Annotated in this window: 7 protein-coding genes; all 7 read left to right on the plus strand. The window is 48.3% G+C overall.

Annotation, left to right across the window (positions count from 1 at the left end; all coding sequences use genetic code 11):
- Positions 1-116, plus strand: a 116-nt coding sequence (locus F3F96_RS12280) for an IS3 family transposase (RefSeq protein WP_176962213.1), incomplete at its 5' end; no start/stop codon positions are given.
- A gap of 1,000 nt (positions 117-1,116) precedes the next feature.
- Positions 1,117-2,199, plus strand: coding sequence for a 3-phosphoserine/phosphohydroxythreonine transaminase (serC, locus tag F3F96_RS12285; protein WP_176963573.1), 1,083 nt, complete (start codon positions 1,117-1,119; stop codon positions 2,197-2,199).
- Positions 2,200-2,313: 114 nt separating this feature from the next.
- The gene (locus F3F96_RS12290) at positions 2,314-3,840 is read left to right on the plus strand and encodes an NAD(P)/FAD-dependent oxidoreductase (RefSeq protein WP_176963574.1); all 1,527 of its coding nucleotides are present in this window, start codon (positions 2,314-2,316) and stop codon (positions 3,838-3,840) included.
- A gap of 155 nt (positions 3,841-3,995) precedes the next feature.
- Positions 3,996-4,271 carry a hypothetical protein gene (locus F3F96_RS12295; protein ID WP_176963575.1) on the plus strand — a complete coding sequence of 92 codons (276 nt, stop codon included), beginning with the start codon at positions 3,996-3,998 and terminating at the stop codon, positions 4,269-4,271.
- 46 nt (positions 4,272-4,317) lie between these two features.
- Positions 4,318-4,563, plus strand: coding sequence for an RNA-binding protein (locus F3F96_RS12300; RefSeq protein WP_176963576.1), 246 nt, complete (start codon positions 4,318-4,320; stop codon positions 4,561-4,563).
- 325 nt (positions 4,564-4,888) lie between these two features.
- Positions 4,889-5,092: a cold-shock protein gene (locus tag F3F96_RS12305; protein ID WP_176963577.1), complete on the plus strand. Its 204-nt coding sequence runs from the start codon at positions 4,889-4,891 to the stop codon at positions 5,090-5,092.
- Between the two features lie 177 nt (positions 5,093-5,269).
- Positions 5,270-5,761, plus strand: coding sequence for an asparaginase domain-containing protein (locus F3F96_RS12310; protein WP_176963578.1), 492 nt, complete (start codon positions 5,270-5,272; stop codon positions 5,759-5,761).
- Positions 5,762-5,922: the final 161 nt, after the last annotated feature.

Consider the following 5,922-nt stretch of genomic DNA (forward strand, 5'->3'; position numbering starts at 1 on the left):
ACATCTTCGACTACATCGAAATGTTCTACAATTCAGTCAGGCAACATGGTTATAATGGCAACTTGTCGCCAATCGAGTTTGAACGGCGATATTATGAAGAGCTCAGAAGTGTCTAGAGAATCGGTAGTGATTCAGGGGATGGAGTGGGGAAACTGTAATATGTCCCCGTAATTGAAGAAGGTTGAACAGGCTAAATTACCACTACTTAGAACGAGAGTTTAGTAGCCCATGGTTAGAGCGTTTCCGTGAAGAGGCTAGCTCGTCAGAGTAATGACACCGCACCTATCCTGTGGTCGAAGTTCTGATTTAGTCCCAGAGGTAAGCGCCTTGATTTGCGGGTGGGGCTAACTCATTTTCATTTTCGGCATAGCAAATATGTTGAGGCATAGGTGCGTGTGATCATGTTGTTGTCTTCAAAAAGAAGAGGTTCGCCATGATAAAACGAAAAGGCTGTTTTGACCTTTTGCACCAAAAGTGATACTTTTTTCTAACAATTCTGAGCTTGGTATGGAGGTATATCGATATGAGATTGCTCATTATTCTTTTCGCCACGTTTCTCCTGAACGCGACATACGCCTATGGTCTTGGCATTGGTGATTATGGTCTTACCGTTCGAAACGTACATGGACAGCAGCTTGATGAATTGCGTTTATTACACGGGCCGACACCTCCACGTGGAGCGTCCATTTCAGATGGGTCGACGGTAAATGTTCAATTATGTGGTGAGAGCTACTGGTACACACCACGCCACATTGTAAAGTTGGCAGAATGGAAACAGAAAGGGTACTCCGTATTTGTTGAGTATGTGACAAACAGTGGGACGCGATTGAAGAAGTGCCGTCTTAACTGACGAGATCCAGGTAGCATTGTCTGGTTCCTGCTGGGGCTCGTGAAGGTGATGTTATTGATGCGTATTTGCACCCCTTACTCTTTCTTGATTTGATTAATGCTTTACCGAGTTCTGTGATGTGCTGTTGACAGCGTATCATCAATTCTTCAACTGACCCGGGTTCCAGAATGGGCTTGTCAATCCGGGAACCCGGGATTGAGGAAATCTCCTTGCCGGAGTATCTTCCCACGCGCTTAAGAATTCCCCCGGAAAAAGGATAGGTAACCATGACTAGAAAGTTTAATTTCAGTGCAGGCCCGGCAATGCTGCCGACTGCCGTGATCGAGCGCGCGCAAGCCGAGATGCTGGATTGGAACGGTTCAGGCATGTCCACTATGGAGATGAGCCATCGCGGTAAGGAGTATATGTCCATCGCGGCCAAGGCGGAGAGTGATCTGCGCGAAGTGATGGCGATTCCCGACAACTACAAGGTGCTCTTTTTGCAGGGTGGTGCCTCTTCCCAGTTCGCCATGATTCCGCTGAATCTTATGGGTGACAAAGCCAGTGCCGATTATATCAATACCGGCATGTGGTCAAAGAAGGCGATTGCCGAGGCTAAGCGTTACACCACAGTCAATATCGCTGCTGATACCTCCGAGGGTGGTTTTACGGCTGTACCTACCCAGGCAGAGCTGAAACTCAATCCTGACGCAGCCTATGTGCACTACACACCCAATGAGACCATCGGTGGTGTTGAGTTCGATTATATTCCGGAAACAAATGGCGTGCCTTTGATCGCTGATATGTCCTCCACCATTCTTTCGCGTCCACTTGATGTCTCTAAATTCGGCATGATCTATGCCGGTGCGCAGAAGAATATCGGTCCTGCCGGTCTGACCATTGTGATTATCCGTGATGATCTGCTGGGCAAGGCATCGGCGAACTGCCCTACCATGTTTAACTACAGCACCCATGCCGAAAACGATTCGATGTACAACACACCTGCCACCTACAGCTGGTATATGGCGGGTCTGGTCTTTGCGTGGATCAAAGAGCAGGGCGGACTTGAGGCGATGGGTCAGGTCAATAAACGCAAGGCCGACAAACTCTATGCTGCGATTGATAACAGCGATTTCTACGGCTCTCCTGTAGCGATCAATGGCCGTTCATGGATGAACGTACCGTTCACGCTGGCTGATGCCGGTCTGGACGCTGCATTCCTCGCTGGTGCTGCAGAGAAGGGTCTGGTGACTCTGAAAGGTCATCGCTCTGTCGGTGGTATGCGTGCCAGCATCTACAACGCCATGCCGGAAGAGGGCGTGGATGCGCTGGTTTCCTTTATGCAGGAGTTTGAAGCTAGCCAGGGCTAATCTGCCCGGCTGCTCGACAGATCATAACCCTCTGCCAATCCTATCCAGATCGGCAGGGGGTTTTCTCTTTTCGGCGCAATTAATAATGCCACGAGGGTTTGAAGGAATTTGAATATGAGTGCATCAGAGCCATTAGTTACAACAGAGGACACGCAACATTTTGAGACCGTGATCATCGGCAGCGGCTTTTCAGGGCTGCTGGCAGCGATCCGCCTGCAGAAGAAGGGTTTTGATGATTTTATTCTGCTGGAGAGAAGTCCTGAACTGGGTGGCACCTGGCAGATCAACTCCTATCCGGGTGCAGAGGTGGATATTCCGACCGGTCTCTACTCGATCTCCTTTGTTCCGTTCCCATTCAAAAAGAGCTTTGCCCCGCAGCGTGAGCTGCTGGCATATACCAACCATATCATCGAGACGTTCGGCCTGAGAAAGAAGGCGAAAACCAACTGCACAGTTACAAGCCTCACCTATGATGAGGGCGAGAGTATCTGGCATGTCGAGACCGAATCGGGTGAGAAGTACACTGCCCGCTTTATCATTGATACCAGCGGTGTGCTGGCTAATCCGCATACACCTAAGATTGATGGGGCAGAGCGTTTTGCAGGGGCGCAGTTCCATGCCGGTCACTGGGATCACTCGGTCGATTACGAGGGCAAACGTGTCGCGGTGATCGGTTCCGGCTGCTCAGGGGCGCAGATTGTACCTGCTATGGCTGACAGGGTTTCCCGTTTAACCCTGTTTATGGGCAAAGCGCAGTGGATTCTGCCGCGCTCTGATCGCAGCTATAGTGCCATTGAACGCTATCTGCGCACGCTGCCGGGCATCCGTCATATCATCCGCCTGCTCTTTTTCATCTTTTATGATATCCGATTTGTAGCTTTCCGCCGCTATCCGCTGATCTCAAGGGTTGCGCCGTATATGAAAGCCCATTACCGCAAAAGGCTGCAAAAGCATCTGGAGAAGTACATCAGAGACGAGAAACTGCGTGAGCATATGATGCCCGATTACGAGTTGGGTTGTCGGCGTGTGATCCCGTCAAACAACTACCTGCCAGCGCTGGCCAAAGAGAATGTCGATGTCGATATCAGCGGTATCGATTGCATCACACCTACAGGCATCAGAACGAAAGAGGGCAAGGATATCCCTCTGGATATCATCGTTTATGCCACGGGCTATTATGCCTATTCGAACATGAAAAAAGCGCTGACCTTTCAGGTGAATGGTGTCGGTGGTCGCAACCTGAATAGTGAATGGGAAACAGCGGCTATCTCCTCTTATAAGGGTATTACCATGTCGGGTTACCCCAACTACTTTAAGGTGAATGGCCCCAACACCGGCTCGGGTCATAGCTCGCAGCTCTCCTATATGCAGGTGGCGACCGATTACATCGTGCAGGCCATAACTGCTGTGAAAGGGGATAAGAGCATCAAAGCGATTGAGCCGAAGAAAGAGCTTCAGGATGCGTACGTTGCTGAGATGAGGGAGAAGATGGACAAGACGGTCTGGCAAGATGGCAGCACCACCGCCTTTTACAGGAAGAATATGACCGAAGAGGTGACCAGCCTCTGCCCGGAACCTGTGACCGGTTTTATCTTCTCCCGAAAATGGTTCCGCTTGAGTGATTATCATCTGCTCAAGTGAAGTAGTCTGACCCATTGATTCGCTGTCTGCCGATCACTCATAACGACTAAGGGTGGTTACTTTAAAGCGTAATATATAGCTTCTAAAAATCTTACGATGTTAGACCGGACTATTGATAGTGGATCATGGTTCATATGAATATGGAGAAGGACTAGATGCCGGAAACACAGAAAAAAGATTATATCGCTGGATTTACAGTAGATGAAATCAGTGAAGATTTTTATGCCCTCTACCTGACATCTCAAAAGTATAAGAGAGACAGCTCTATCCAGCTGAAAGTAAATGCTCAGGCAGGTAACTGGATTATTGGCGTGGTTGATTATCAAACCGGTGATGTGGATGTCACCTCTAACCACAAATATCCTGATGAGGCTAAGATGATTGCACACTTTAAAGAGGGGATAGCACTCTTCTTAGAGAGAATTAAATAATAGATGATCTGCTGGATTCAGGTTCAGATATTTTGAGGATAATTACATGAAAATTAATGTTGGAAATATCTCTTTTGACACGAACGATGAAGAGTTACGCGATCTTTTCTCTGCCTTCGGCACTGTTGCCAGTGCAGAGGTGGTCACCGATAAAGAAAAAAATCGCAGCCGCGGTTTTGCCTTTGTCGAGATGCCTGATGAGAGCGAAGGATATGCTGCGCTCAGGTCACTTAACGGCTATGAATTCGCTGGCCGCAAGATCCGCGTCAACGAGATCAAACCATCTGAATAAAGGTGCTCCGTTAAGGTAGGGCGGGGGGGGGGCACTATCGATTCAAACAACGTAATAACTCAGGTCTGACCTTGTCATAGTAACCCCAGTCCGCTGACCCTGTGGCACGAAGATTTGGATGCTTCGGTTCAAGAAAGTATCTGACCATATTATCTTCTAAGGAAAAATTGTCTGGCCTGATATTCGTAGTTATATACAATGCCCTGCGCAGGACATTGCTTGTAGTGTTTTTTTGACAGATTTGGAAGTTTCCTTGATTGATCTTAATCATCACTTATAAATGCAAGTTTATGCATAAAAAATTTATTTATTAAGGATGTTTAAAATGGCTACAGGTACTGTTAAATGGTTCAATGATTCTAAAGGTTTTGGTTTTATCTCTCAGGATGATGGTGGAGATGATGTGTTTGTACACTTCTCCTCAATTCAGGGTGATGGCTTTAAATCTCTGGCTGAAGGTCAGGCTGTTGAATATGACGTTGAAGATGGACCGAAAGGCCCACAGGCTTCTAACGTTTACCCTAAGTAAGGTAACTAAGTCTCTTTTAAACACCTCGCCTAACAGCGGGGTGTTTTTTTTGTTCTATTCAAACAATGGAAATCGATGGGCTCATCTTGAATTCGCAGAAAGTTCCGGGCAGACAATAGTTAAACTCTCCCCTTCATTCATGAAAGCCTGAACCACTGCCCACAGGAGTTAGCAGCATTGAAAGTGAAATTTTTTATCACCGGTGGAACGATCTGCAAGCGCTATAATGAGATCAGCGGCGCGTTAGAGTTCCGTGAGTCGTTTATTCCGGGCATACTGGAGCGGGGCAGGTGCAAGCTGGAGTACAGCACCGAGCAGCTGATGCTCAAGGATAGCCTGGAGATGGGTGATGAGGATCGGCAGGCCATCCTCGCCAGTTGTGAGGCTTGTGAAGAGTCCAAGATCATCATCTCCCATGGCACCGACACGATGGTTGATACCGCACGCGTGTTGGGGCCGAAGCTGGAGAACAAAACGGTCGTGCTGGTCGGGGCGATGATCCCCTATTCGATCAGCAACTCCGATGCGAACTTCAATCTCGGCTGTGCAGTCACCGCTGTGCAGCTACTCGGTGCCGGTGTCTTTGTGGTGATGAACGGCCACATCTTCCGCTGGGATGATGTCAGCAAAAATCGCGGCGAAGGCATTTTTCAACACGCTGATCTTTGATGTTCTGGGAGGGGAAAGAATTCAAGATTCAAGACCTTGTATCTTTAGCCGAGTTGATTTTTAGTACGGGAATCAACGATGGATGGGGTGATGCTGTTCTCAAGGCCTTAGGCTTCGAGCCTGTGGGTCAGATTAGTGCCCCTGTCTAGCTTTGTTCAATA

The organism is Mariprofundus sp. NF (genome assembly GCF_013387455.1).
In the GTDB taxonomy this organism is placed as follows: domain Bacteria; phylum Pseudomonadota; class Zetaproteobacteria; order Mariprofundales; family Mariprofundaceae; genus Mariprofundus.

What these genes read in the sequence shown, in the direction of transcription:
- serC (WP_176963573.1), top strand. Translation starts at nt 1,117, where the DNA reads ATGACTAGAAAGTTTAATTTCAGTGCAGGCCCGGCAATGCTGCCGACT.
- F3F96_RS12290 (WP_176963574.1), top strand. Translation starts at nt 2,314, where the DNA reads ATGAGTGCATCAGAGCCATTAGTTACAACAGAGGACACGCAACATTTT.
- F3F96_RS12295 (WP_176963575.1), top strand. Translation starts at nt 3,996, where the DNA reads ATGCCGGAAACACAGAAAAAAGATTATATCGCTGGATTTACAGTAGAT.
- F3F96_RS12300 (WP_176963576.1), top strand. Translation starts at nt 4,318, where the DNA reads ATGAAAATTAATGTTGGAAATATCTCTTTTGACACGAACGATGAAGAG.
- F3F96_RS12305 (WP_176963577.1), top strand. Translation starts at nt 4,889, where the DNA reads ATGGCTACAGGTACTGTTAAATGGTTCAATGATTCTAAAGGTTTTGGT.